Source organism: Mycobacterium sp. SMC-15 (assembly GCF_045310925.1).
GTDB lineage: Bacteria > Actinomycetota > Actinomycetes > Mycobacteriales > Mycobacteriaceae > Mycobacterium.
Genome location: NZ_JBJIAJ010000008.1, coordinates 50,660 through 71,851 on the forward strand (window position 1 = coordinate 50,660; position 21,192 = coordinate 71,851).

20 protein-coding genes are annotated in these 21,192 nt (G+C 67.6%); 11 read left to right on the plus strand and 9 right to left on the minus strand.

Annotated elements, in window-relative coordinates:
- The first annotated feature begins 57 nt into the window (after nucleotides 1-57).
- Nucleotides 58-2,070 (plus strand): cytochrome c oxidase assembly protein, encoded by a 2,013-nt coding sequence (locus ACJH71_RS13230; protein WP_406758474.1) that lies wholly within the window; start codon nucleotides 58-60, stop codon nucleotides 2,068-2,070.
- 105 nt (nucleotides 2,071-2,175) lie between these two features.
- Nucleotides 2,176-3,006, plus strand: a complete 831-nt coding sequence (locus tag ACJH71_RS13235; RefSeq protein ID WP_406758475.1) for an SDR family NAD(P)-dependent oxidoreductase — start codon at nucleotides 2,176-2,178, stop codon at nucleotides 3,004-3,006.
- A 79-nt stretch (nucleotides 3,007-3,085) separates the two neighbouring features.
- Here the strand turns inward: ACJH71_RS13235 and ACJH71_RS13240 are convergent, their stop codons facing one another.
- Together ACJH71_RS13240 and ACJH71_RS13245 are read right to left on the minus strand one after the other, a co-directional pair.
- Nucleotides 3,086-4,432 (minus strand): MFS transporter, encoded by a 1,347-nt coding sequence (locus ACJH71_RS13240; protein WP_406758476.1) that lies wholly within the window; start codon nucleotides 4,430-4,432, stop codon nucleotides 3,086-3,088.
- A 117-nt stretch (nucleotides 4,433-4,549) separates the two neighbouring features.
- Entirely contained in the window at nucleotides 4,550-4,945 is a 396-nt protein-coding gene (locus ACJH71_RS13245; protein ID WP_406758644.1) for a hypothetical protein, read from the minus strand.
- Between ACJH71_RS13245 and ACJH71_RS13250 the strand changes: the two genes are divergently transcribed.
- The 5 genes from ACJH71_RS13250 to ACJH71_RS13270 all read left to right on the plus strand — a co-directional run bounded on the left by ACJH71_RS13250 (nucleotide 4,896) and on the right by ACJH71_RS13270 (nucleotide 13,160).
- Complete coding sequence (locus ACJH71_RS13250) at nucleotides 4,896-5,447, plus strand: LppX_LprAFG lipoprotein (RefSeq protein WP_406758629.1); 552 nt, start codon at nucleotides 4,896-4,898, stop codon at nucleotides 5,445-5,447. The genes ACJH71_RS13245 and ACJH71_RS13250 overlap by 50 nt on opposite strands.
- Nucleotides 5,448-5,600: 153 nt before the next feature.
- Nucleotides 5,601-6,074 (plus strand): single-stranded DNA-binding protein, encoded by a 474-nt coding sequence (locus ACJH71_RS13255; RefSeq protein ID WP_406758477.1) that lies wholly within the window; start codon nucleotides 5,601-5,603, stop codon nucleotides 6,072-6,074.
- 80 nt (nucleotides 6,075-6,154) lie between these two features.
- On the plus strand, nucleotides 6,155-7,828 hold the full coding sequence (ettA, locus tag ACJH71_RS13260) for an energy-dependent translational throttle protein EttA (RefSeq protein WP_406758478.1): 1,674 nt from the start codon (nucleotides 6,155-6,157) through the stop codon (nucleotides 7,826-7,828).
- A 53-nt stretch (nucleotides 7,829-7,881) separates the two neighbouring features.
- Nucleotides 7,882-12,723: an NAD-glutamate dehydrogenase gene (locus tag ACJH71_RS13265; protein WP_406758479.1), complete on the plus strand. Its 4,842-nt coding sequence runs from the start codon at nucleotides 7,882-7,884 to the stop codon at nucleotides 12,721-12,723.
- Between the two features lie 29 nt (nucleotides 12,724-12,752).
- Nucleotides 12,753-13,160: an acyl-CoA thioesterase gene (locus ACJH71_RS13270; RefSeq protein WP_406758630.1), complete on the plus strand. Its 408-nt coding sequence runs from the start codon at nucleotides 12,753-12,755 to the stop codon at nucleotides 13,158-13,160.
- An 18-nt stretch (nucleotides 13,161-13,178) separates the two neighbouring features.
- Here ACJH71_RS13270 and ACJH71_RS13275 read toward each other — a convergent pair whose 3' ends face one another.
- Nucleotides 13,179-13,730 carry a helix-turn-helix domain-containing protein gene (locus ACJH71_RS13275; protein WP_406758631.1) on the minus strand — a complete coding sequence of 184 codons (552 nt, stop codon included), beginning with the start codon at nucleotides 13,728-13,730 and terminating at the stop codon, nucleotides 13,179-13,181.
- A gap of 112 nt (nucleotides 13,731-13,842) precedes the next feature.
- On the opposite strand from ACJH71_RS13275, the gene ACJH71_RS13280 reads away from it, so the two are divergent.
- Nucleotides 13,843-14,700 carry an alpha/beta fold hydrolase gene (locus tag ACJH71_RS13280; RefSeq protein ID WP_406758480.1) on the plus strand — a complete coding sequence of 286 codons (858 nt, stop codon included), beginning with the start codon at nucleotides 13,843-13,845 and terminating at the stop codon, nucleotides 14,698-14,700.
- A 13-nt stretch (nucleotides 14,701-14,713) separates the two neighbouring features.
- Here the strand turns inward: ACJH71_RS13280 and ACJH71_RS13285 are convergent, their stop codons facing one another.
- Nucleotides 14,714-16,291 carry an alpha-amylase family glycosyl hydrolase gene (locus tag ACJH71_RS13285; protein WP_406758481.1) on the minus strand — a complete coding sequence of 526 codons (1,578 nt, stop codon included), beginning with the start codon at nucleotides 16,289-16,291 and terminating at the stop codon, nucleotides 14,714-14,716.
- The gene (locus ACJH71_RS13290; protein WP_406758482.1) at nucleotides 16,291-16,689 is read right to left on the minus strand and encodes a globin; all 399 of its coding nucleotides are present in this window, start codon (nucleotides 16,687-16,689) and stop codon (nucleotides 16,291-16,293) included. The genes ACJH71_RS13285 and ACJH71_RS13290 overlap by 1 nt, the downstream gene beginning before the upstream one ends.
- A 135-nt stretch (nucleotides 16,690-16,824) precedes the next feature.
- On the opposite strand from ACJH71_RS13290, the gene ACJH71_RS13295 reads away from it, so the two are divergent.
- Entirely contained in the window at nucleotides 16,825-17,466 is a 642-nt protein-coding gene (locus tag ACJH71_RS13295) for an HNH endonuclease (RefSeq protein ID WP_406758483.1), read from the plus strand.
- A 3-nt stretch (nucleotides 17,467-17,469) separates the two neighbouring features.
- Here ACJH71_RS13295 and ACJH71_RS13300 read toward each other — a convergent pair whose 3' ends face one another.
- The 4 genes from ACJH71_RS13300 to ACJH71_RS13315 are packed head-to-tail and all read right to left on the minus strand — an operon-like array spanning nucleotide 17,470 to nucleotide 20,199.
- On the minus strand, nucleotides 17,470-17,895 hold the full coding sequence (locus tag ACJH71_RS13300) for a hypothetical protein (protein ID WP_406758632.1): 426 nt from the start codon (nucleotides 17,893-17,895) through the stop codon (nucleotides 17,470-17,472).
- A 33-nt stretch (nucleotides 17,896-17,928) separates the two neighbouring features.
- The gene (locus ACJH71_RS13305) at nucleotides 17,929-18,855 is read right to left on the minus strand and encodes a carbon-nitrogen hydrolase family protein (RefSeq protein WP_406758484.1); all 927 of its coding nucleotides are present in this window, start codon (nucleotides 18,853-18,855) and stop codon (nucleotides 17,929-17,931) included.
- Nucleotides 18,856-18,857: 2 nt separating this feature from the next.
- The gene (locus tag ACJH71_RS13310) at nucleotides 18,858-19,274 is read right to left on the minus strand and encodes a RidA family protein (RefSeq protein WP_406758485.1); all 417 of its coding nucleotides are present in this window, start codon (nucleotides 19,272-19,274) and stop codon (nucleotides 18,858-18,860) included.
- 16 nt (nucleotides 19,275-19,290) lie between these two features.
- A complete protein-coding gene (locus tag ACJH71_RS13315) occupies nucleotides 19,291-20,199 on the minus strand; it encodes an MOSC domain-containing protein (RefSeq protein ID WP_406758486.1) in 909 nt (302 codons plus the stop codon).
- A gap of 317 nt (nucleotides 20,200-20,516) precedes the next feature.
- On the opposite strand from ACJH71_RS13315, the gene ACJH71_RS13320 reads away from it, so the two are divergent.
- Nucleotides 20,517-20,738, plus strand: a complete 222-nt coding sequence (locus ACJH71_RS13320; protein WP_406758633.1) for a hypothetical protein — start codon at nucleotides 20,517-20,519, stop codon at nucleotides 20,736-20,738.
- Nucleotides 20,725-21,192, plus strand: coding sequence for a DUF5130 domain-containing protein (locus ACJH71_RS13325; protein WP_406758487.1), 468 nt, complete (start codon nucleotides 20,725-20,727; stop codon nucleotides 21,190-21,192). Before ACJH71_RS13320 ends, ACJH71_RS13325 begins: the two co-directional genes overlap by 14 nt.

Below are 21,192 nucleotides of genomic sequence, written 5' to 3' on the forward strand. Positions count from 1 at the left end.
CGCGGCGTCGCCCGCCTGGTATGCGGCGCGGCGGGCACGCACCATACGCTGGAAGCCATGACGGCTCTTTCGGCGAACCGCGGCCGCGGGGCGATCTTGGTGCCGATGTTGGCCGGGCTGGCAATCCTGGCCGGGTGTATCGCCGCCGGGATCGGGGCGCTGTCGTTGGCCGACGCCCTGACCGCGACCGGTCTGCCTGACCCGGGACCAGTGACCACGCTGGGGCTGCCGTTCGTGCGGGCGGCCGGCGAGATGGCCGCGGTGCTGGCGGTGGGATCGTTTCTGCTCGCGGCGTTCCTGGTGCCGCCGCAGCAAAGCGGGGTACTCGACGCCGCCGGCTACCGCGCGCTGCGGTTGGGTACCGCGGCGTCGGGAGCCTGGGCGGTGTGCGCCGCGCTGCTGGTTCCGCTGACCATCTCCGACGTCTCCGGCCACCCGTTGACCGAGTTCCTCGACCCGGCGACGGCCTGGTCGTTCGCCGGGCTGGTCGACACCGCGTCGGCCTGGCGGTGGACCGCGCTGCTGGCCGCGGTGGTGATGCTGGTGAGCCTGCCCGTGCTGCGCTGGTCCTGGACACCGGTGCTGCTGGCGGGTTCGCTGCTGACCCTGATCCCGTTGGGGTTGACCGGGCATTCGGCCGCCGGCGGATCCCACGACCTGGCCACCAACAGCCTGCTCATCCACCTGATCGCCGCGGGCCTGTGGGCCGGTGGCCTGCTGGCGCTGCTGGTGCACGCGATTCGCGGCGGAGAACACGCTGACCTGGCAGCACGGCGATTCTCCACCGTGGCGCTGTGGTGCTTCGTGGCGATGGGCCTGTCGGGAGTGCTCAACGCGCTGGTTCGGCTGGCCCCCGCCGACCTGCTGACCACCCCGTACGGCCAACTGGTGGTGGCCAAGTTCGTCGCCCTGTGTGCGCTTGGCGCGCTCGGTGCCTGGCAGCGGCGCCGCGGGGTGGCCGCGCTGCAGGAAGACCCGAACAAGCGCGCCCCACTCATCCGGCTGGCGCTGACCGAGGCCGTCATCTTCGCGGCCACCTTCGGCGTCGCGGTCGGGCTGGGCCGCACCCCGCCACCGCCGCCGACGGTGCTCAACCCGTCGGTCCCCATGGTCAAGATCGGCTACGACTTCGCCGGCCCGCCGACGGTGGCGCGGATCCTGTTCGACTGGCGATTCGACGTCGTCTTCGGTACCGCCGCGATAGTCCTGGCCGGGGTGTACCTGGCCGGTGTGTTGCGGCTGCGGCGCCGCGGCGACGTCTGGCCGGCGGGCCGCACGACCGCCTGGATGCTGGGCTGTCTGACCTTGTTGTTCGCCACCTCGTCGGGAACCGGTCGCTACATGCCGGCGATGTTCAGCATGCACATGGCCGTGCACATGCTGCTGTCGATGCTGGTGCCGATCCTGCTGGTGCTCGGCGGGCCGACCACGCTGGCGCTACGCGCGCTGCCGGTCGCCGGTCGCGGCGAGCCTCCGGGCATGCGGGAATGGCTGCTCGCCGCGCTGCACAGCCGGGTCTCGCGGGTCCTCACCAACCCGATCATCGCGGCGGTGATCTTCGTCGTCGGCTTCTACGGGCTCTACTTCAGCAGCCTGTTCGACTCGATCGCCGGCAGCCACGCCGGACACCTCGCGATGAACATCCACTTCATCCTCAGCGGCTACCTCTTCTATTGGGTCGTGATCGGTGTGGATCCCACCCCCCGGCCCATCTCACCGCTGGCCAAACTGGCGGTGGTGTTCGCCTCGTTGCCGCTGCACGGCTTCTTCGGGGTCTTCCTGATGGGGATGCACAAGGTGCTCGGGGAGTGGTTCTACGGTGCGCTCGGTTTGCCCTGGCACACCGACTTAGCCGGCGACCAGCACCTGGGCGGCGGCATCACCTGGTCGGCAGGCGAATTGCCCCTGCTCATGGTGATGATCGCGCTGCTGGTGCAGTGGCATCGCAGTGACCGGCGCACCGCGAAGCGACTCGACCGCGCCGCCGACCGAGACGACGACGCCGACTTGGCCGCTTACAACGCGATGCTGGCCGAGATGGCCCGCCGCGACGGGACCGTGCAGCACTGAGCCCATCCCCGGCGGCCGGGCTAGGAGCTCTGACCGGCCGCGGCGCGTGAGTAAGCGCCGTTGACATCGGCGGCGTTATGGTGACGAATCGAAGGAGACCTTGCAGTGACCTCACCCCGAACGATCGTGATCACCGGCGCCAGTGACGGCATCGGCGCCGTCGCGGCGCGCGCCTTGGCTGGACCGGAGGTCAACCTCGTTGTCGTCGGCCGCTCGGCCCAGAAATTGGCGCCGGTCGCTGCCGATGCCGGTGCCACCGCACTGACCGCTGATTTCGCCGATCTGGACCAGCTTCGCGCGCTGGCGCAACAGATCCGCGAACAGGTCGGCGCCATCGACGTCCTGCTGAACAACGCAGGGGGCACGTTCGCGCCGGGTCTGCGTACTGCGCAGGGGCATGAACCCAACTTCGGGATCAACCACCTCGCGCCCTTCCTGCTTACCCACCTGCTGCGCGATCGGCTGGCCGCCGCTGGTGGCGCGTTGGTGCTGAACACCTCCAGCGTCGGCAACCGGTTCGGACACGTCGACCTCGATGACCTGGACTACCGGCGCCGGCGTGCCTTCGAGACGCGGGCCTATGGGACAAGCAAGCTGATGAACATCCTGTTCACCCGCGGCATCGCCCAGCGCTGGGCTGACGACGGGATCGTCTCGGCCGCAGTGCATCCCGGTCCGGTCGCGACCAGCTTCGGCCGGGACTCCTGGTTTGTCGGCCTGCTCTACCGCACGCCGCTGCGCCACCTCGCGACCATCACCCCGGCCCAGGGGGCCACGCCGTTGATCGAACTGGTCAACCGCGGCGCCGACCCCGAGATCAACGGCGTCTACTTCGACCGACACCGCGCCAACGGCCGCGAGAATCGGCAGGCCCACGACCCCAAGCTCATCGACGGGCTGTGGACCGCGTCCGTCGATCTCGTTGGCCTGGCCTGATCGCTGGGGCGGGCCGTATCGCAGGCGAGCCCACCCGATCGGGATGAGGCACACCGGCACCTGCTCGGGCGGCAGACGGCTATTCGGGTAGCCCCGCTTCGGCGATCGCCTCGGCCTCCTGCTCGGTGGCCACCGACGGCCCCGAACCGGGCAGGCGCTGGCCAGCGGTCTCCGGGGTGAACCACAGCGTGATCGCACCCACGATGCCCGCGCACATCAGGATGTAGGCCGGCAACATCACGTTGCCGGTGCCCGACACCAGGGTCTCGGCGACCAGGGGAGTGGTGCCTCCGAACACCGAGACCGAAATGTTGAATCCGATCGCCACCGCGAAAAAGCGAACTTTGGTGGGGAACAAGGCGGGCAGCGTCGAGGGTGTGGTGCTGTAGAAACACACCAGCATCACGCCGATCAGCAGCACGCCCAGGAGCCGTAGCGGATAGTTTCCGCCGTGCCGTATCAACAGGAACGCCGGCACGGAGCCGACAATCAGCAGGGCACTACCGGTCCACAGCAACGGTTTGCGGCCGATTCGATCGGACAGCTTGGCCAGTGGCATCACCGCGACCAGCATCACCACCAGTGCCACCACGATCATCGTCAGCCCGCGGCTGCCGCTGATGCCACCGACCTGCTTGAAGTAGGTGGGCAGATATCCGGTGAGCATGTAGTTGGTGACGTTCTCCGCCAAAACCAGGCCCATGCAGATCAACAGTCCTCGGCGCTGCCCCACCACGGTCTGCTGGAACTGCTGCCATCCGCTGCTGCGGGCCGTGTCCTCGCTCTCGTCGAGCTGTTCTAGCCCTTCAAAGGCCGGCGACTCATCGATGCGCAGCCGCAGGTACAGCGTGACGATCGCCAGCGGGACTCCCAGCAGGAAGGGTACGCGCCAGCCCCAGTCCAACATGTCCGAGACAGGCAGTTGGGACTTGAGCAGGGTCACCACACCGGCGCCGGTGATGTAGCCGCCTAGTGTGCCCAGCGGCAGGAATCCGGTCAGCGCGCCGCGGCTGCGGTCCGGGGCGTGTTCGCTGACGTAAGTCATGGCGCCGACGTATTCACCGCCGGTGGAGAAGCCCTGCATGATCTTGGTGACGATCAGCAGGACCGGAGCCCAGAATCCGATCTTCTCGTACGACGGCAGCAATCCAGTGATCGTGGTGCCTACCGCCATCAGCGTGACGGTCATGATCAAGACCCGCTTGCGACCGATCCGGTCACCGAGCGCGCCGAAAACGATGCCGCCCAACGGCCGCACAGCGAACGCGGCGGCCAGGGTGCCGAACGTCGCGATCAGGCCCACCGCGCTGGAGCTGTCACTGGGGTAGAACACCTGCGCGATGGTGGTGGCCAGGAAGCCGTAGATGCCGAAGTCGTACCACTCCATGAAGTTGCCGACAGCGGTGCCCGCGATCGACCGATGCATCGATTTGGGATCCGAGACCCGGATATCGTCACGTGCCCATGTTGTGCGGCTTGTGTGTTCACCGCTGCCGGGCCGGCCTTTGGTATCCACCGCAAGCAACGTATACCAATCGGCCGCCTACTTCTCGTTGTCGCAGCGGGACCTGCCCCGATTGATCGGGTGGCCCTCTACGATGGCGGGCATGCGCAGGCTCCCAGCCGTCCTGTCCGTTGTGAGCGCCGCCGCCCTGGTTGCCGGTTGCTCATCGGCCCCGTCTTCACCGGCCCCCTCGTCGACCACTGTTCCCTTGTCGAGCACCGCTCCGACGGTCTCCCCGTTACCCGCACCGGAGTCCCCGCCGCCGTCATCGACCGCATCCTCGTCGTCCACGGCGCCCACGTCGCCCAAGAAGTCCACCGAGCCCCTGCCGGACGCCGCGGCGATCTTGAAGGAGTCCAGCGCCACCACCGCCGAACTCGGCAGCGTGCACCTGTCGATGGCCGTGACCGGCAGCATGGAGAACATGCCGGTCACGGCGCTCGACGGGGACGTGACGGAGCAGCCTGGCCCCGCGGCGAAGGGCTACGCCAAGATCGCCTACCGGGGCGCTCCGGCTTATGTCGCGTTCATCGTGTTCGGCGGCGACTTCTACGTGTCGCAGGATCGCGGCCGTTGGGTCGACTATGGCCCCGCCTCGAAGTTCTATGACGCGGCGAGCATCCTGAGCCCCGACACCGGGCTGGCCGGCATCCTGACCGATTTCATCGATCCCGAGGTCGAGGGGCGCGAGACGATCGGCGAGGGTGACGACGCGGTGCACACCGTCCGGATCCGCGGCGAGGTGTCGGCCAACGAGGCAAAGAAGATCGTGCCGCAGCTGCAGGCCACCAAACGGACCGCGTGCACGGTCTGGATCGAGGAGACCGGCGATCACCATCTGGTCGCGCTCAAACTGGCCTCCGGCGACGACGACGCCGTGGACTTCACCTTCTCGAATTGGAATGCGCCGGTGACTGTCGGCAAGCCGCGGACCTAAGTAGCCGCCGGGGGTTATCCCCAATCCGCTGTTCTTCCCCAGTTGCCGTTGTGCGCGGCGGCCGGCTCGACGTCCGTGTCGGGCCCGCCGGGCCCAATGGGTGCAGCACCGGCGAGCCCGTCTGGCCCGCCGCAACCAGGAAGGAAACACCCCATGTTCGAGACAACGCTGACCGTGATCGGCAACATCGCCTCGGAACCGCTCCGCCGCCGGGTGGGCGACCACGAGCTGATCAAGTTCCGGGTCGCCAGCAATTCGCGCAAGCGCAATGCCGACGGCAGCTGGGAGAGCGGTAACTCCCTGTTCGTGACGGTCAACTGCTGGGACAGGTTGGTCACCGGAGTCGGGGCGTCACTGAGCAAGGGGCTGCCGGTGGTCGTGGTCGGGCACGTCTTCACCAGCGAGTATGAGGACAAGGACGGGGTCCGCCGGTCGTCGGTGGAGCTGCGCGCGACCGCGGTCGGACCCGATCTGGCGCGGTGCGCGGCCCGGGTGGAGAAGATCATCGCCGCCGGACCGGAAAATCCGCCGGTCGCCGCCGGTAGCGACGACGCCGATGGCCCGGACTGCGCGGACGGCGAATCCGACGCCAGCGACGATATGGCCGAGATGGCGTTGACGCCCTGACAGCAGCCGACAGCGCTGCCGGACGACCCCCTAGGATGGTTGGCGAGCAAATTCGCGAGACCAGGAGGCGACACCCCGGCATGGCTGAATTCATCTACACGATGAAGAAGGTGCGCAAAGCACACGGCGACAAAGTCATCCTCGACGACGTCACGCTGAACTTCCTGCCCGGCGCCAAGATCGGTGTCGTCGGCCCCAACGGTGCTGGTAAGTCCAGCGTCCTGCGGATCATGGCCGGGTTGGACAAGGCGAACAACGGCGACGCGTTCCTCGCGCCGGGCGCCTCGGTCGGCATCCTGCTGCAGGAGCCGCATCTGGACGAGACCAAGACCGTCCGGGAGAACGTCGAAGAGGGCGTGCCGATCAAGGCCAAGCTCAACCGGTACAACGAGGTCGCCGAGCTGATGGCCACCGACTACACCGACGAGCTGATGGAAGAGATGGGCAAGCTCCAGGAAGAGCTTGACTCCGCCGACGCCTGGGACATCGACTCGCAGCTCGAACAGGCGATGGACGCGCTGCGCTGCCCGCCGGCCGACGAGCCCGTCACCCACCTCTCCGGTGGCGAGCGCCGGCGGGTGGCGCTGTGCAAGCTGCTGCTGAGCAAGCCCGACCTGCTGCTCCTGGACGAGCCGACCAACCACCTGGACGCCGAGAGTGTGCTGTGGCTCGAGCAGCACCTGGCCTCCTACCCGGGCGCGATCCTGGCCGTCACCCACGACCGCTACTTCCTCGACAATGTGGCCGAGTGGATCCTCGAACTCGACCGGGGCCGCGCCTACCCCTACGAGGGCAACTACTCCACCTACCTGGAGAAGAAGGCCGACCGCCTCGAGGTGCAGGGCAAGAAGGACCAGAAGCTGCAGAAGCGGCTCAAGGACGAACTCGCCTGGGTGCGCTCGGGTGCCAAGGCCCGCCAAGCCAAGAACAAGGCCCGCCTGCAGCGCTACGAGGAAATGGTTGTCGAGGCGGAGAAGACCCGCAAACTCGACTTCGAGGAGATCCAGATCCCGGTCGGCCCGCGCTTGGGCAACACCGTCGTCGAGGTGGAACACCTGGACAAGGGCTTCGACTCCCGCCAGCTGATCAAGGACCTGTCGTTCACGCTGCCGCGCAACGGCATCGTCGGCGTGATCGGCCCCAACGGCGTCGGCAAGACGACCCTGTTCAAGACGATCGTCGGTCTGGAGGAGCCGGACAGCGGCACGGTCAAGGTCGGCGAGACGGTCAAGTTGAGCTACGTCGACCAGAATCGCGCCGGCATCGACCCGAAGAAGACGGTTTGGGAAGTGGTCTCCGACGGCTTGGACTACATCGAGGTCGGACAGACCGAGATCCCGTCGCGGGCCTACGTCTCGGCGTTCGGGTTCAAAGGCCCCGATCAGCAGAAGCCCGCGGGGGTGCTCTCCGGTGGTGAGCGCAACCGGCTGAATCTGGCGTTGACTCTCAAGCAGGGCGGCAACCTGATCCTGCTGGATGAGCCGACCAACGACCTCGATGTCGAGACCCTCGGTTCGCTGGAGAACGCCCTCGAACAGTTCCCGGGCTGCGCCGTGGTCATCAGCCACGACCGCTGGTTCCTGGACCGCACCTGCACCCACATCCTGGCGTGGGAGGGCGACGACGACAACGAGGCCAAGTGGTTCTGGTTCGAGGGCAACTTCGGTGCCTACGAGGAGAACAAGGTGCAACGACTCGGTGCCGAAGCGGCGCGTCCGCATCGAGTGACCCACCGCAGGCTCACCCGCGACTAATGTTGGCCCGGTAGCGGCGCTGCCGGAGCTGACACACAGTCAGGAGGGGTGGGATGACGAAGTCCACCAAAGAAACGACCGCGTGGACAACATTTCCCGATCCCTCTGAGCCGCAAGGCATTCCTGCCTGGGTCTCGACCGCCTACATCGAGACCTATCGCGGCTCGCACAGCGACTCGCTGGTCAGCGACGAACCATCGGACGCCGATCCGGCCAGCCGGGCCGCCGCCACCGCTGTCGTGACCCGGGCGCTGCCGGCGGCGCATGCCCGGCTGGCGCAGCATCGGCTCGCCGGTGAGACCCGCGTTGCGGTGTATGCCGCCGACGATCCGGCCGGTTTCGGTCCGGCACTGCAGGTGGTCACCGAGCACGGCGGCATGCTGATGGACTCGGTAGCGGTGCTGCTGCACCGGCTCGGGGTGGCCTACGTCGGGATCATGTCGCCGGTGTTCACCGTGCAGCGCGATGCGGCCGGGGAACTACGCTCGGTGGAACCGAGATCCGCGGACGGCTCGGCGGGGGCCGAGGCCTGGATTCATGTCCAGCTCTCACCGACGGTCAACCGCAGCACCCTCGCCGAGACCGAATGCCTGCTACCCGATGTGATGGCCGACGTCCGCCAGGTCGCCCTCGATTCCACCGCGATGCGTGACGCCCTCAACGAGCTCGCCGCCGATGTTGAGGCCAATGCACAAGGCCACTACACCGCGCCGGATCGCCATGATGTCGCCGCGCTGCTGCACTGGCTGGCCGACGGGCATTTCGTGCTGCTGGGTTATCAGAGCGGGGTGGTGCGAGACGGGCAGGTTCACGTCGAAGACGCCGCCCGGCTGGGAGTGCTGCGCCTGCGTAAGTCCTTGCGGCCCCGGCTCACCGGTGACAATCTGCTGACCCTGGCGCAGGCCACCGTGCCAAGCTACATGCGGTTCAGCTCGCACACCTATGTGGTGGTGATCCGGGAGGACACCGGCGACAGCATCGTTGCGCACCGCTTCGTCGGGCTGTTCACCGCCGGCGCCATGAACGCCGACGTGTTTGAGATCCCGGTCATCTCGCACACCGTCCGCCACGCCTTGGCGCTGGCAGAGAAGGAGCCCGGCCACCCCGGCCAGCTGCTGCTCGACATCATCCAGACCGTCCCGCGCTCAGAGCTTTTCGCGATCGATGCCGAGCAGTTGTTGAACATGGCGATGGCGGTGTCCGATCTGGGTGCGCGGCGCGGAACCCTGCTGTTCCTGCGCGGCGACCGGACCGGGCGCTTCGTGTCCTGCCTGGTGTACCTGCCACGCGACCGTTACACCACCCCGGTGCGGTTGCACATGGAGGACATCCTGATCCACGAGTTCGGTGGGGTAGGACTGGAATACAGTGCCCGCGTCAGCGAAGCGCCCTGGGCGCTGCTGCATTTCATGGTCCGGATGTCCGACGATCCCGACGCCCGTCCGGCCGATACCGGCGAGGCCAACCGGGTGCGGATCCAGGCGCTGCTGGCCGAGGCCACCCGCACCTGGGGGGACCGGCTGCTCGAGACGGCGGCGCAGGACTCCATCGACGCCGAGGTGGCCGAACACTACGCCGTCGCATTCGACGAGATCTACAAGCAGGCCGTCCCTCCGGCGGAGGCGGTCGGCGACATCGCGATCATCGAGCGGCTCACCGCCGACTCGGTCAAATTGGTGTTCTCCGACTACGGCGCCGCCGACGGAAGTCAGTTGGCCTGGTTCCTGGGCGGGCACGGCGCGTCGCTGAGCCACCTACTGCCGATGCTGCAATGCATGGGAGTGGCAGTGCTCGAAGAGCGGCCGTTCACCGTCACCCGGGCGGACGGCCTGCAGGTGTGGATCTACAAGTTCAAGGTGTCCGCGCACCCCACCATCGAGATCCCGGCGAGCGGAGCCGAGCGCGAAGATGCGCAGCAGCGGTTCGCCGACGGTGTCACCGCGATCTGGGAGGGCCGCGTCGAGCCCGACCGATTCAACGAGCTGGTGCTGCGCGCCGGACTGAACTGGCAGCAGGTGGTGGTGCTGCGCGGCTACGCCAAATACCTGCGGCAGGCCCGGTTCCCCTACAGCGAGAACCACATCGCCTCGGTGCTCAACGACTATCCGAGCATCGCGCGGGCCCTGGTGGCACTGTTCGAGGCGCTGTTCGACCCGTCGCGCACACAGCGCAGCCGTGACGCACAGGCGGCGGCCGCGGACGTCGCGGCGGGCATCGACGCGGTGGTGAGCCTGGACACCGACCGAGTGCTGCGCGCGTTCGCCTCCCTGATTCAAGCCACCCTGCGTACCAATTACTTTGTCACCTGCGCTGATTCGGCTCGCGCACGTAATGTGCTGGCGCTCAAGCTGGATGCCGGCCTGATCGACGAGTTGCCGCTGCCCCGACCGAAGTTCGAGATCTTCGTCTACTCACCCCGGGTCGAGGGCGTGCACCTGCGGTTCGGCTTCGTCTCGCGCGGCGGGCTGCGCTGGTCGGACCGCCGCGAGGACTACCGAACCGAGATCCTCGGACTGGTCAAGGCCCAAGAGGTCAAGAACGCTGTCATCGTCCCAACCGGAGCCAAAGGCGGGTTCGTGGTCAAACACCCACCGACGCCCACCGGCAACCCGATAGCCGACCGCGAGGCGGCCCGCGACGAGGGGATCGCCTGCTACACGCTGTTCATCTCCGGGCTGCTCGACGTCACCGACAACGTCGACCACGCCACCGGTGCGGTCAGCGCGCCGCTGCAGGTCGTGCGCCGGGACGGCGACGACGCCTATCTGGTGGTGGCCGCCGACAAGGGCACCGCCAGCTTCTCCGACATCGCCAACGGCGTGGCGAAGTCCTACGGCTACTGGCTGGGCGACGCGTTCGCGTCCGGCGGGTCGGTCGGCTACGACCACAAGGAGATGGGCATCACCGCCAAGGGTGCCTGGGAGTCGGTCAAGCGGCACTTCCGGGAGATGGGAATCGATACCCAGACACAGGATTTCGCCGTCGTCGGGGTCGGGGACATGAGTGGCGACGTGTTCGGCAACGGCATGCTGCGCAGCGAACACATCCGGCTGATGGCCGCCTTCGACCATCGGCACATCTTCCTCGATCCCGACCCCGATCCCGCCCGGTCCTTCGCCGAGCGTCAGCGGATGTTCGATCTGCCCCGATCCAGTTGGGACGACTACGACAAATCGCTGATCAGCGCCGGTGGTGGCGTCTACCCGCGGGACCTGAAATCCGTTCCGATCAGCCCTCAGGTCGCCGCCGTGCTGGGCCTCGACGAGGACGTCACGGAGCTCACGCCGCCGGTGCTGATCCGGGCGATCCTGCGGGCCCCCGTCGACCTGCTGTTCAACGGCGGCATCGGCACCTACGTCAAGGCCGAGTCCGAATCCGACGCCGATGTGGGCGACCGCGCCAACGACCAGGTCCGGGTCAATGGAAACCAGGTGCGCGCCAAGGTGATCGGCGAAGGAGGGAACCTGGGCGTCACGCCGCTGGGGCGCGTGGAATTCGACCTGGCCGGCGGGCGCATCAACACCGACGCCCTGGACAACTCCGCCGGAGTCGACTGCTCCGATCACGAGGTCAACATCAAGATCTTGATCGACGCCCTGGTCACCGTCGGCAAGGTCGACGCCGCCGACCGGCCGGAGCTGCTGGCGTCGATGACCGACGAGGTCAGCGCGCTGGTACTCGCCGACAACACCGCCCAGAACGATCTGATGGGCACCAGCCGGGCCAACGCCGCGAGCCTGCTGCCGGTGCACGCCGATCAGATCCGCCACCTGGTGGCCGACCGCGGCCTCAACCGTGAACTGGAGGCACTGCCCTCGGAGAAGGAGATCGCCCGACGTGCCGAGGCCGGGCTGGGGCTGGCGTCACCGGAGTTGGCCACCCTGATGGCGCACGTCAAGCTGACGCTGAAGGCGGCGGTGCTGGCCACCGACCTGCCGGAGCAGGACGTGTTCGCCGCCCGGCTCCCGCAGTACTTCCCGCGCGTATTGCAAGAGCGCTTCGGCGCCGAGATCCGCCAGCATCAACTGCGCCGCGAAATCGTCACCACGATGCTGATCAACGATGTGGTGGACACCGCGGGCATCACCTACGCCTTCCGGATCACCGAGGACGCGGGCGTGGAACTGATCGACGCGGTGCGGGCCTACGTTGCGACCGACGCCATCTTCGGGGTGGGCGATCTGTGGCGGCGAATCCGTGTCGCCGGTGAACAGGACGGCCTGCCGGTGGCGGTGACCGACCGGATGACGCTGGACCTGCGGCGGCTCATCGACCGGGCCGGCCGTTGGCTGCTGAACTACCGCCCGCAACCACTGGCGGTGGGCGCCGAGATCAATCGGTTCGCCGAGCAGGTCGCCGCACTGTCGCCGCGGATGTCGGAATGGCTGCGCGGCGACGATGCCGACATCGTCGCCAAGCACATCGGCGAGTTCGAGGCTCAGGGCGTGCCCCGGGCACTGGCTTCCGACGTCGCCCTGGGCCTGTACCGCTACAGCCTGCTCGACATCATCGACGTCGCCGACATCACCGAACGCGACGCCGGCGAGGTTGCGGACACCTACTTCGCGCTGATGGATCGCCTCGGTACCGACGGGCTGCTGACCGCGGTCGCTCAGCTGCCGCGCGATGACCGCTGGCATGCCTTGGCGCGGTTGGCGATCCGCGACGACATCTACAATTCGGTGCGGTCGCTGTGCCTGGATGTGCTGGCGGTCGGGGAACCGGACGAGGACGGGATGCAGAAAATCACCGAATGGGAATCGACCAACGCCTCACGCGTGGAGCGGGCGCGGCGCACGCTGACCCAGATCTACGAATCCGACCAGCGGGATCTGGCCACCCTGTCGGTGGCGGCGCGCCAGATCCGCAGCATGACGCGCGGCGCGGCGTCGTGAATCCGGCAGGCGAATCCGCCGGGGCACCGGTGGGCTTTGTGGCAGCGGTTCCGGTGCGCTGGTCGGACATCGACATGTACCAGCACGTGAACCACGCGACCATGGTGACGATGCTCGAAGAGGCGCGAGTGCCCTTCCTGTCGCCGGCGTTCGCGGTCGACATCACCAGCGTCGGTCTGCTGATCGCCGAGGTCAAAGTCACCTACAAGGGGCAGCTGCGGCTGACGGACTCACCGCTGCAGGTGACGATGTGGGTGTCGCGGCTGCGTACGGTGGACTTCACCATCGGCTACGAGGTGCGCTCGGTGCACGCCGCCCCGGATTCGCGGCCGGCGGTGATCGCCGAGACGCAGTTGGCCACCTTCAGCATCGACGAGCAGAAGCTGGTGCGACTGTCCGCGGACCATCGCGCCTATCTGGAGAAATTCATCCGCTGAGTGCGCTGATGCTTTCCATCAGCCCCCGGTGAGCATGGCGTCGAGCAGTCGTTGAATGACGATGCTCACGTCGGCACGCGTCTGCTCGGGATCGTCGGCCGTCGCGATCAGCATCGCTGCTTCGTCGAGCGCGCCGATCAGAACGTGGGCCAGCGCGCGGACCGGCTGGTGGGGGAGTTGTCCGGCCTTCATCGCTTCGCTGAGCAGCTGCTCGGTCATGCCCAGGCTGTAGCGCTGGGCCACGTCGCGAAAACCGTCCCAACCCAGCACGGTGGGGGCATCGAGCAGGAGGAGTTGGCGCACCTCCGGATCGTTGGCCACCACCAGCCAGTTTTCCGCCGCTGCCCGTAACGCGGCGGCCGGGGTGGTTGCCGCGGAGGCGGCCACCGCTTCGCCGAGTCGCGCCATCACGTCGGCTTCCACCGATTCCACGACGGCCAGGAAAAGCGCTGCCTTGTCCGGGAATTGGTGGTACATCGCCCCTCGGGTCACGCCGGCGGACTCGGCGATCTCGGGGGTCCCCACCGCTGCGTAGCCGCGCGCGCCCCACAGTTTGCGGGCCGCGCTCATCAGGGCAGCACGGGTGGCGGCGGAACGCTCGGCTTGCGTCCGACGCTTGATTTCCGTACAGGCTGTCGGTAAGTTATCGGCAGGTTGCACGTAACTATGTTAGGAGCTTCCAATGCCCACCGTTGACATTGACGCCGGAACCATCCACTACGACACCACGGGTCCCCTGGACGGCCGGCCGGTGCTGTTCGTCCACGGCTACGCCATGGGCGCCTCGCTGTGGGGGCCGCTGAGCTCCCGCCTGGCAGCGCGAGGTCTGCGCTGCATCGCCCCGAATTGGCCGCTGGGCGCGCATCCGACGGCGTTGCGGACCGGCGCGGACAGAACGCTGCCGGGGATCGCCGCCATGGTTGACGCGTTCATGGGCGCGCTCGGCCTCGAGGACGTGGTGTTGGTCGGCAACGACACCGGCGGCCTGGTCAGCCAATTGGTCGCGGTCAACCACCCGGACCGACTCGGGGCGCTGGTGCTGACCAGCTGCGACGCCTTCGAACATTTCCCGCCGCCGATTATCAATCCGTTCATCGTCGCGGCTAGGACCGCAACCACCTTTCGTGCTGCGCTCCAGCCGATGCGGACGCGGATGTTCCGTAACTACGGCTACGGGAAGCTGGCGCACCGCGACATCGACCAGCTGGTGAAAGAGTGGGTCAAACCCGCTCTGCGTGATTCGGCAGTCGCCGAGGACCTCCGTCAGCTCACCAAGTCGCTGAACCAGCAGACCTCCCTAGATGCCGGTGCGCGACTTCGCGGGTTCACCAAGCCGGCCCTGGTGGCCTGGTCCGTCGACGATCTGTTCTTTCCCATCGAGGACGGCAGGCGCTTGGCCGAGGTGCTGCCCAACTCTCGCTTCGAACTCATCGACGGTGCGCGCACCTACTCGATGATCGATCAGCCGGACCGGCTGGCCGATCTGGTCGCCGAATTCGCCAGTGCCGCAAGCGGTCCAGGAGTCCGTGGTCGGCTGTGAGGTGACCGGCCGCTCAGACCAGCCACGCGGCGGTGTTGGGTGGCAAGACACCGCCGGTCGCCGGCGCGCTGGCCAGGATCAGCTGCCCCTCCGGGAGATCTACCGGACGGTCGCCGGCGTTCAGCGCGCATACCAGCCCGCCGCGCCGGAAGATCAACATTCCCGGCAGCGCGTCGAGCCAATCGACCTGCGATCCGGTGAGTTCGGTTCTGCTCCTGCGTATCTCGAGAGCCTGCCGGTACAGCGAGAGTGTCGAGCTGCGGTCGCTGCGTTGTCTGTCGACAGTCCGCTGTGCCCAGTCCGCCGGCATCGGTAGCCAGGTGTCGGGGTTGTCGGAGAACCCGAACGCCGGCGCATCGCCGGACCAGGGCAGGGGCACCCGGCAGCCGTCGCGGCCGCGTTCGGTGTGCCCGGAGCGCTCCCACACCGGGTCCTGCAGAGCCGAATCGGGCAGCTCGACGTTGGGCAGGCCCAGCTCCTGGCCGTTGTAGACGAACACCGCGCCGGGAAGGGCCAACAACACCAGGGCCATGGCCCGCGCCCGGGCCAGCCCCAAGGCGCCGCCACCGTAGCGGGTGACCGCCCGCTCGACGTCGTGATTCTCCAGCGCCCAGGTGGCGCTGGCGCCCACCAACGCCACCGCGGCCAGCGAATTGTCGATCGCACTGCGGATCTGAGTCGCATCGAAGTCGGCTTGCAACAGCCGGAAGTTGAAGGCCAGGTGCAGTTCGTCGGGCCGGAGGTACTCGGCGAACTGATGGTTGTCGTGTACCCAGATCTCACCGACGCTCACCGCGTCCGAATAGTCGTCGAAGACCCGGCGAATCGCCCGGTGGATCGGGTGGACTCCGGGCCGGTTGAATCGCGGGTCGTCGTCCTGGTGGGCCAGCAGCTTCACATCGGTGACCGGCATGTCCGGCAGACCGGCAGGCTTGGCCATGCCGTGGGAGACATCGATGCGGAAGCCGTCCACGCCACGGTCCAGCCAGAACCGCAGGGTTCGCTCGAAGTCGGCGAAGACCTCCGGGTTGTCCCAGTTCAGATCCGGCTGTGACACATCGAACAGATGCAGGTACCACTGGCCCGGGCCGTCCGGCTCGGTGACCCGCGTCCAGGCCGGGCCGCCGAAGACCGACACCCAGTTGTTGGGTGGCAGCCCGCCGTCGGGTCCGCGGCCGTCACGGAAGAAGTAGCGGTCGCGCGCGGCACTGCCCGGCTTGGCGGCCAGCGCCTCGACGAACCACGGGTGCGCCGAACTGGTGTGGTTGGGCACCAGGTCCATGGTCAGCTTGATGTCCCGCTCGTGTGCGGCGGCCACCAGCCGATCTAGTGCGGCGAGGTCGCCGAAGAGCGGATCGATGTCACGCGGGTTCGCCACGTCGTAGCCGTGGTCGGCCATCGGCGACACCATCACCGGGTTGAGCCACAGCGCCTCGACCCCCAGCCACGCCAAGTAGTCCAGGTGTGCGGTCACCCCGTCCAGTTCGCCGACCCCGTCGGAGTTGCTGTCGGCGAACGAGCGGGGATACACCTGGTAGAACGCACTGTCGGCCCACCACGGGGTGTGACCGGGGCGGTCGCGGGTGGCCATCAGATCGGCGCGTTGACCAGGAAGTCGGCCGCCGAATGCAGGTACTGCAGCAGCTCGCCGCGGTGTGCATCGTCGAGGGTGTCGCTGTCGATCTCGTTGATGGCCGTCACCATGCAGCGCAGCCAGGCGTCGCGCTGAATGGGGCCGATCCGGTAGGGGATGTGGCGCATCCGCAACCGTGGGTGCCCGCGAAGTTCGGTATAGGTGCGCGGTCCGCCCCAGTACTGCTCGAGGAACATCCGCAACCGTTCCTCGGCGCCGTCCATGTCGTCGGCGGGGTACATCGGGCGCAGGATCGGATCCTGGGCGACCAATTGATAAAACCGCGACACGATGGCGTGGAAGGTCTCCGCACCGCCGACGGCGTCATAAAACGAGGGTTCTTCTATCGGCTGCATCGCCCCCCATTGTGGGGCATCGTCGATGCCTGCCGGTGAACACACAGGAAATAGGCGTGCGACCAGCGCCGAATCATGGTGAACTGTTCGGCGGAGGTCAATGGTGCGACATCTAAACCGGCTGCAAGACCGGATATGAAACGTCGGGGCCACCGCACCCCCGGTGCCCCACCGGCGAGCCTGAGCGGGCTTGCCGCCGCCCCATGCCTGCATTCGGTCGCCACTTCGAATGCCGCGACCAACAATGAAGCCGCATCGATCTGGACCCGCCGGCGGGTATTGCTGCTGAACTCCACCTTCGAGCCGTTGACGGCGCTTCCGCTGCGTCGTGCCGTAGTCATGCTGATCTGCGGTAAGGCCGACATCGTGCACGACGATCCGGCCGGGCCGGTCATCCACTCGGCGACCCGGTCGGTGCCGGTGCCGTCGGTGATCCGGCTGCGGAACTACGTGCGGGTGCCCTACCGGGCCCGGATCCCGTTGACCCGGGCTGCGCTGATGCACCGCGACCAGCACAGCTGCGCGTACTGCGGCGGCAAAGCCGACACCGTCGATCACGTGGTGCCGCGCAGCCGTGGCGGCGACCACTCCTGGGAGAACTGTGTGGCCGCCTGTTCGACCTGCAATCACCGCAAGGCGGACCGGTTGCTGGCCGAGATCGGCTGGACGCTGCGATTGGTGCCCACCTCGCCCAAGGGCCAGCATTGGCGGCTTCTTGCGGTGATCCACGATCTCGACCCGGTGTGGATGCGCTACCTCGGTGAAGGCGCCGCCTGAGCTCTAGCCTCGACCGAGCCAACCGGCGACGAAGCCGGCCAGCAGCACGCCAAAACCGCCCATCTCACCGACGATGAGCAGCACCATCGACACATGCATTCCGGCTGTGGGGTGCTCGAACTGGTTGGTGGTGTCTTGTAGGGCGCCGTGCACGATGTAGCTGACGATGGCGGCCAGGAAATAGAACACGACCACCATGGCTGCCGTCAGATTCACCCAGGTCGGCCAGACGCTGAGCTCGACGAAGACCGCTAACAGCAGCGTGGCGAAGGAATACAGCAGCGCGGCACGGTGTGCGATGTCGACGTAGGGATGGGCGAGGCGCTCCGGCCGCGTGACCATCTGCCGGTACTTCCAGATGCCCAGTCCCAGGGCGAGCAGGAAGGTCAGGCCCGCTGCCAGCAGCGTTGTCAGCGTGTCGGTGCCCAGTGCTCCGCCGGTCCAATCCACGATGGTGCCTCCTCAGACGTTCTGTGCGACGTTGTTCCGGTACCAGCGCCGCCCATGCCAGCGTTGGTAGTGCCACACCGCGGTGGGCAGCGTCCCGCGGCGATGCAGCCAGAAGCCGGCCGGCGGCGCGAGTCGAGCCGGCTGCCGGCCGGGCGTGATCTCGGCAAGCACGATCCCTTCGCCTTGATCGGCGCGCCGTTCGGCGATGACGGTGCCGTCCGCGGTGGCGATCAGCGTGGCGCCTTCGAAGTGACCGCGGTACCGCAGGGGCAGCCACGGCATCGCGCAGGTCAACGCACCCGCGTGGGCGGCGTGCACCACCGGGGCGCCGACATACTGGGCAAACGACGCCGCGGCCCGGCGCGCGGTACCGGCGTTGTTGCGTTCGAGGCGGTCGAACAGGACGTGCGGCGACCAGCGTGGAATCGACCACCAGCCCGAGCCGGTCATCACCAGGTCCACCCGGCCGCGCAGTCGGCGCACCGTCTGGGTGCGCATCAGCTCCCAGCACACCGCCGCCCCGACCGTGTGTTCGCCTGCCGCGAGCACCCCGTCGTCGTCGCCGGTGGTGTAGAACGCGTTCTCCCACATGGTCGGCAGATCCTTGTCGTGGCGCCCCACCACACCGCCGGCGGGACCTGCGAGTAGATAGGCGTTGCGGACGTGGCCGTCGGTATCGCGGCACAGAAAGGACCCACCGACCAGCGCGCGGTGCCGGCGAGCCAGCCTGGTGAGCAGTTCGGTGGCCGCACCGTCGGGCGGCAACGCCGCCGTCGCCAGTGCCGGCTCGAAGCCGATACCGGTGGTGAAGAACTCCGGCAGGGCGATGATCCTGGCGCCGGCACCGCCCGCCTCGTCGGCCAGCCGCTCACAGGCGGCAAGGTTGGCCGGAATGTCGCCGAGTACCGCATCCAGCTGGACAGCCGCAGCAAGAACCATGGTCATCGCCTTTCCGGAACGACGGCGCAGCCCTGGACCTCGAGCAACGCCTGGGGCAGGGACAGGCGTGCGACTCCGATCGAGGTGAGAGCCGGTCGGTGTTCTCCCACCCATGGTGCATAAACGCGCGCCAGCGCGGCCGACAAGTCGTCGATCGCGGTGCTGTAGATGGTCATGCTCACGATCTGCGTCCGATCGGAGCCGACGGAGGCAAGCATGGCGTCCAGCTTGTCCAGGATGAAGGTGAGCTGACCGGTGACATCGGCTGCCGGAATGCTGATTCCCTCCGGGTCAGCCTGTGCCGCAACGATTCCCGACCAGTGCATCAGCCCTGCGGTGATCACCAGTTGCGAGAGTCCCAACGCGTCGAACATTGCCGGCGGCAGGTAGCCGACGTCGGGGGTGAGCCGCTGAATCATGGTGTGTCCTCCTTGCCTAGTTGGTTTTTGACTCGAATCGGACGGGGTCGCCTACCCGAACCGGTCCCGTCGCCGTCACGGTGGCGTAGACCCCGGCGCATGCCAGCCGCCCGAAGTCTCCGATGACCTTGCTGTTGTGTTTGGCGATGGTTCGCAGGGTCGCCCGGTCCAGCGGCACGTCCTTGCCGTGCGCGAGCGTGGACATCACACAACGCGGCGTGCATAAGTCGACGCTGGCCGAGACCGCCGCACCGATGCTGAGCCGTCCGCCCACCCAGGCGTCTTCGACGAGGCCGGGCGCTGGGGTGTCGATGACCATCGTCGGCCGATAGCGGCGAGGGTTGAATCTCGCGGCGGGTTCCAGCCGCTGAAAATGGTTGAGCGTCGAGGTGGTGATGAAGTGCAGCGGCGTCAGGTCGAAGAACCTGTTGGCTTGCAGCGGGCCGTAGGTCAAGACCTCGTCGCCGTCGGCATTCGTGGTGGTGTGGCTGTACACGCCCTCCTTGGGCAGACCGGTCGCCGCGTCCCAGACCAACTCGGTCTTCGCGTCGCTGGGCACCGCCGCGGCGAGGCGTACCGTGCGGCCCAGATAGCGCGACATGGCGTCGTCGAGGTCGGTGCCGACGTTGCGGTGAGCCCTGCCGTCCGGGAAGACGACTTCCAGGGTGGGCAGCGGCTGTCCGGGCCGTGGTTCGTCGAGGTAGTAGGCCCGACAGGCCAGCATGCTGCCGTACTTGCGCGGATTCTTCGCGTTGCACAGATTGCCGGTCTCGACATCGATGAAGGCGTACCGGTGATCGCCCAGACCGCCGTGCGTGTCGATGTAGGTGTGGGTGATGCTTCGGCCGCCGACCGATTTGATGGGGAAGCGGAAGATGGTCTTGATGCGGCCGACCACGCTGTCGGCGCGCAATTCGTCGTTCATGGGACTCCCACTGGCAGGACCCCTGCTGCCCGACGGCGCGCCTACCTCGCGAAGGAAGAAGGCGTTGCCGCACGGCAGCAACGGGTGATGGTGCTATCTCCGAGGCCCGTGGGCCTCCCATGACTGCCGGGGCAGCCCTTCCTCACGCTGACTGCCAGTGCGAAGGTATGGCGTCACCATAATCGATGGCCGTTCAGCAGGCGCAAGGCAGCCCCGTCGCGCCCGTGCTCGGTCGCTCGCCCCGCGGCGGCGCCCCATCGGGCCGGGTTCCCGCACCGCCCGATCAGCGGTGGGATACCGTCTACGGCGTGAGCGTGTTGGAAACCCTCGGCATCTTCATTGGCATCCCGGCGGCAATGTTCGCACTGCTGGCCGCCCGGACCCTGTCGCAGAAGGGGCCGCGCGCGGCCACCTACCAGATGTCCGATCGGTGGACACACCCGCCGATCCTGTGGGCGGCGACCGACGAGGCCATTGGCGGACACGGCCACGGCCATTCCGAGTTCAGCGTGGGGGGTGGAACCAGTGGCAACTGGTGAAGTCGTAACGATCGATCCGGCGGACCTGCCCTACGGCTTTGTGGTCACCAACAGCGGTCGGGTTTCCGGGGTTACCGAGCCCGGCGAGGCGTCGACGCACTACCCGTTCCCGGTCAAGGAACTGGTGGCCCTCGATGACGCACTGACCTACGCGTCGCGTGCCACCCAGGCCCGGTTCGCCACCTACATCGGCGACCTGGGGGCGGACACCGCCGCGCGGGCCCGCGAGATTTTGGCCAAGGTGCCCACCCCCAACGATGCAGTGCTGATCGCAGTGTCGCCGGACCAGAAGGCCATCGAGGTGGTCTACGGCGCCGGCGTGGCTGACCGCATTGCCCCGGCAGCGGCACCGCAGGGTGTGGCCGCGGCGGCTGCGGCTTTCCGCGACGGCAACTTGATCGATGGTCTGGTCAGCGCGGTGCAGGTGATCAGCGCCGGCGTCACCCCGGCCTAG

Bases quoted from the DNA above. Each gene is read 5' to 3' on its own strand.
- ACJH71_RS13240 (WP_406758476.1), bottom strand. From the start codon at position 4,432: ATGCATCGGTCGATCGCGGGCACCGCTGTCGGCAACTTCATGGAGTGG.
- ACJH71_RS13230 (WP_406758474.1), top strand. From the start codon at position 58: ATGACGGCTCTTTCGGCGAACCGCGGCCGCGGGGCGATCTTGGTGCCG.
- ettA (WP_406758478.1), top strand. From the start codon at position 6,155: ATGGCTGAATTCATCTACACGATGAAGAAGGTGCGCAAAGCACACGGC.
- ACJH71_RS13275 (WP_406758631.1), bottom strand. From the start codon at position 13,730: ATGAGCGCGGCCCGCAAACTGTGGGGCGCGCGCGGCTACGCAGCGGTG.
- ACJH71_RS13285 (WP_406758481.1), bottom strand. From the start codon at position 16,291: ATGGCCACCCGCGACCGCCCCGGTCACACCCCGTGGTGGGCCGACAGT.
- ACJH71_RS13305 (WP_406758484.1), bottom strand. From the start codon at position 18,855: ATGGTTCTTGCTGCGGCTGTCCAGCTGGATGCGGTACTCGGCGACATT.
- ACJH71_RS13265 (WP_406758479.1), top strand. From the start codon at position 7,882: ATGACGAAGTCCACCAAAGAAACGACCGCGTGGACAACATTTCCCGAT.
- ACJH71_RS13315 (WP_406758486.1), bottom strand. From the start codon at position 20,199: ATGAACGACGAATTGCGCGCCGACAGCGTGGTCGGCCGCATCAAGACC.
- ACJH71_RS13310 (WP_406758485.1), bottom strand. From the start codon at position 19,274: ATGATTCAGCGGCTCACCCCCGACGTCGGCTACCTGCCGCCGGCAATG.
- ACJH71_RS13295 (WP_406758483.1), top strand. From the start codon at position 16,825: ATGAAACGTCGGGGCCACCGCACCCCCGGTGCCCCACCGGCGAGCCTG.
- ACJH71_RS13255 (WP_406758477.1), top strand. From the start codon at position 5,601: ATGTTCGAGACAACGCTGACCGTGATCGGCAACATCGCCTCGGAACCG.
- ACJH71_RS13290 (WP_406758482.1), bottom strand. From the start codon at position 16,689: ATGCAGCCGATAGAAGAACCCTCGTTTTATGACGCCGTCGGCGGTGCG.
- ACJH71_RS13280 (WP_406758480.1), top strand. From the start codon at position 13,843: ATGCCCACCGTTGACATTGACGCCGGAACCATCCACTACGACACCACG.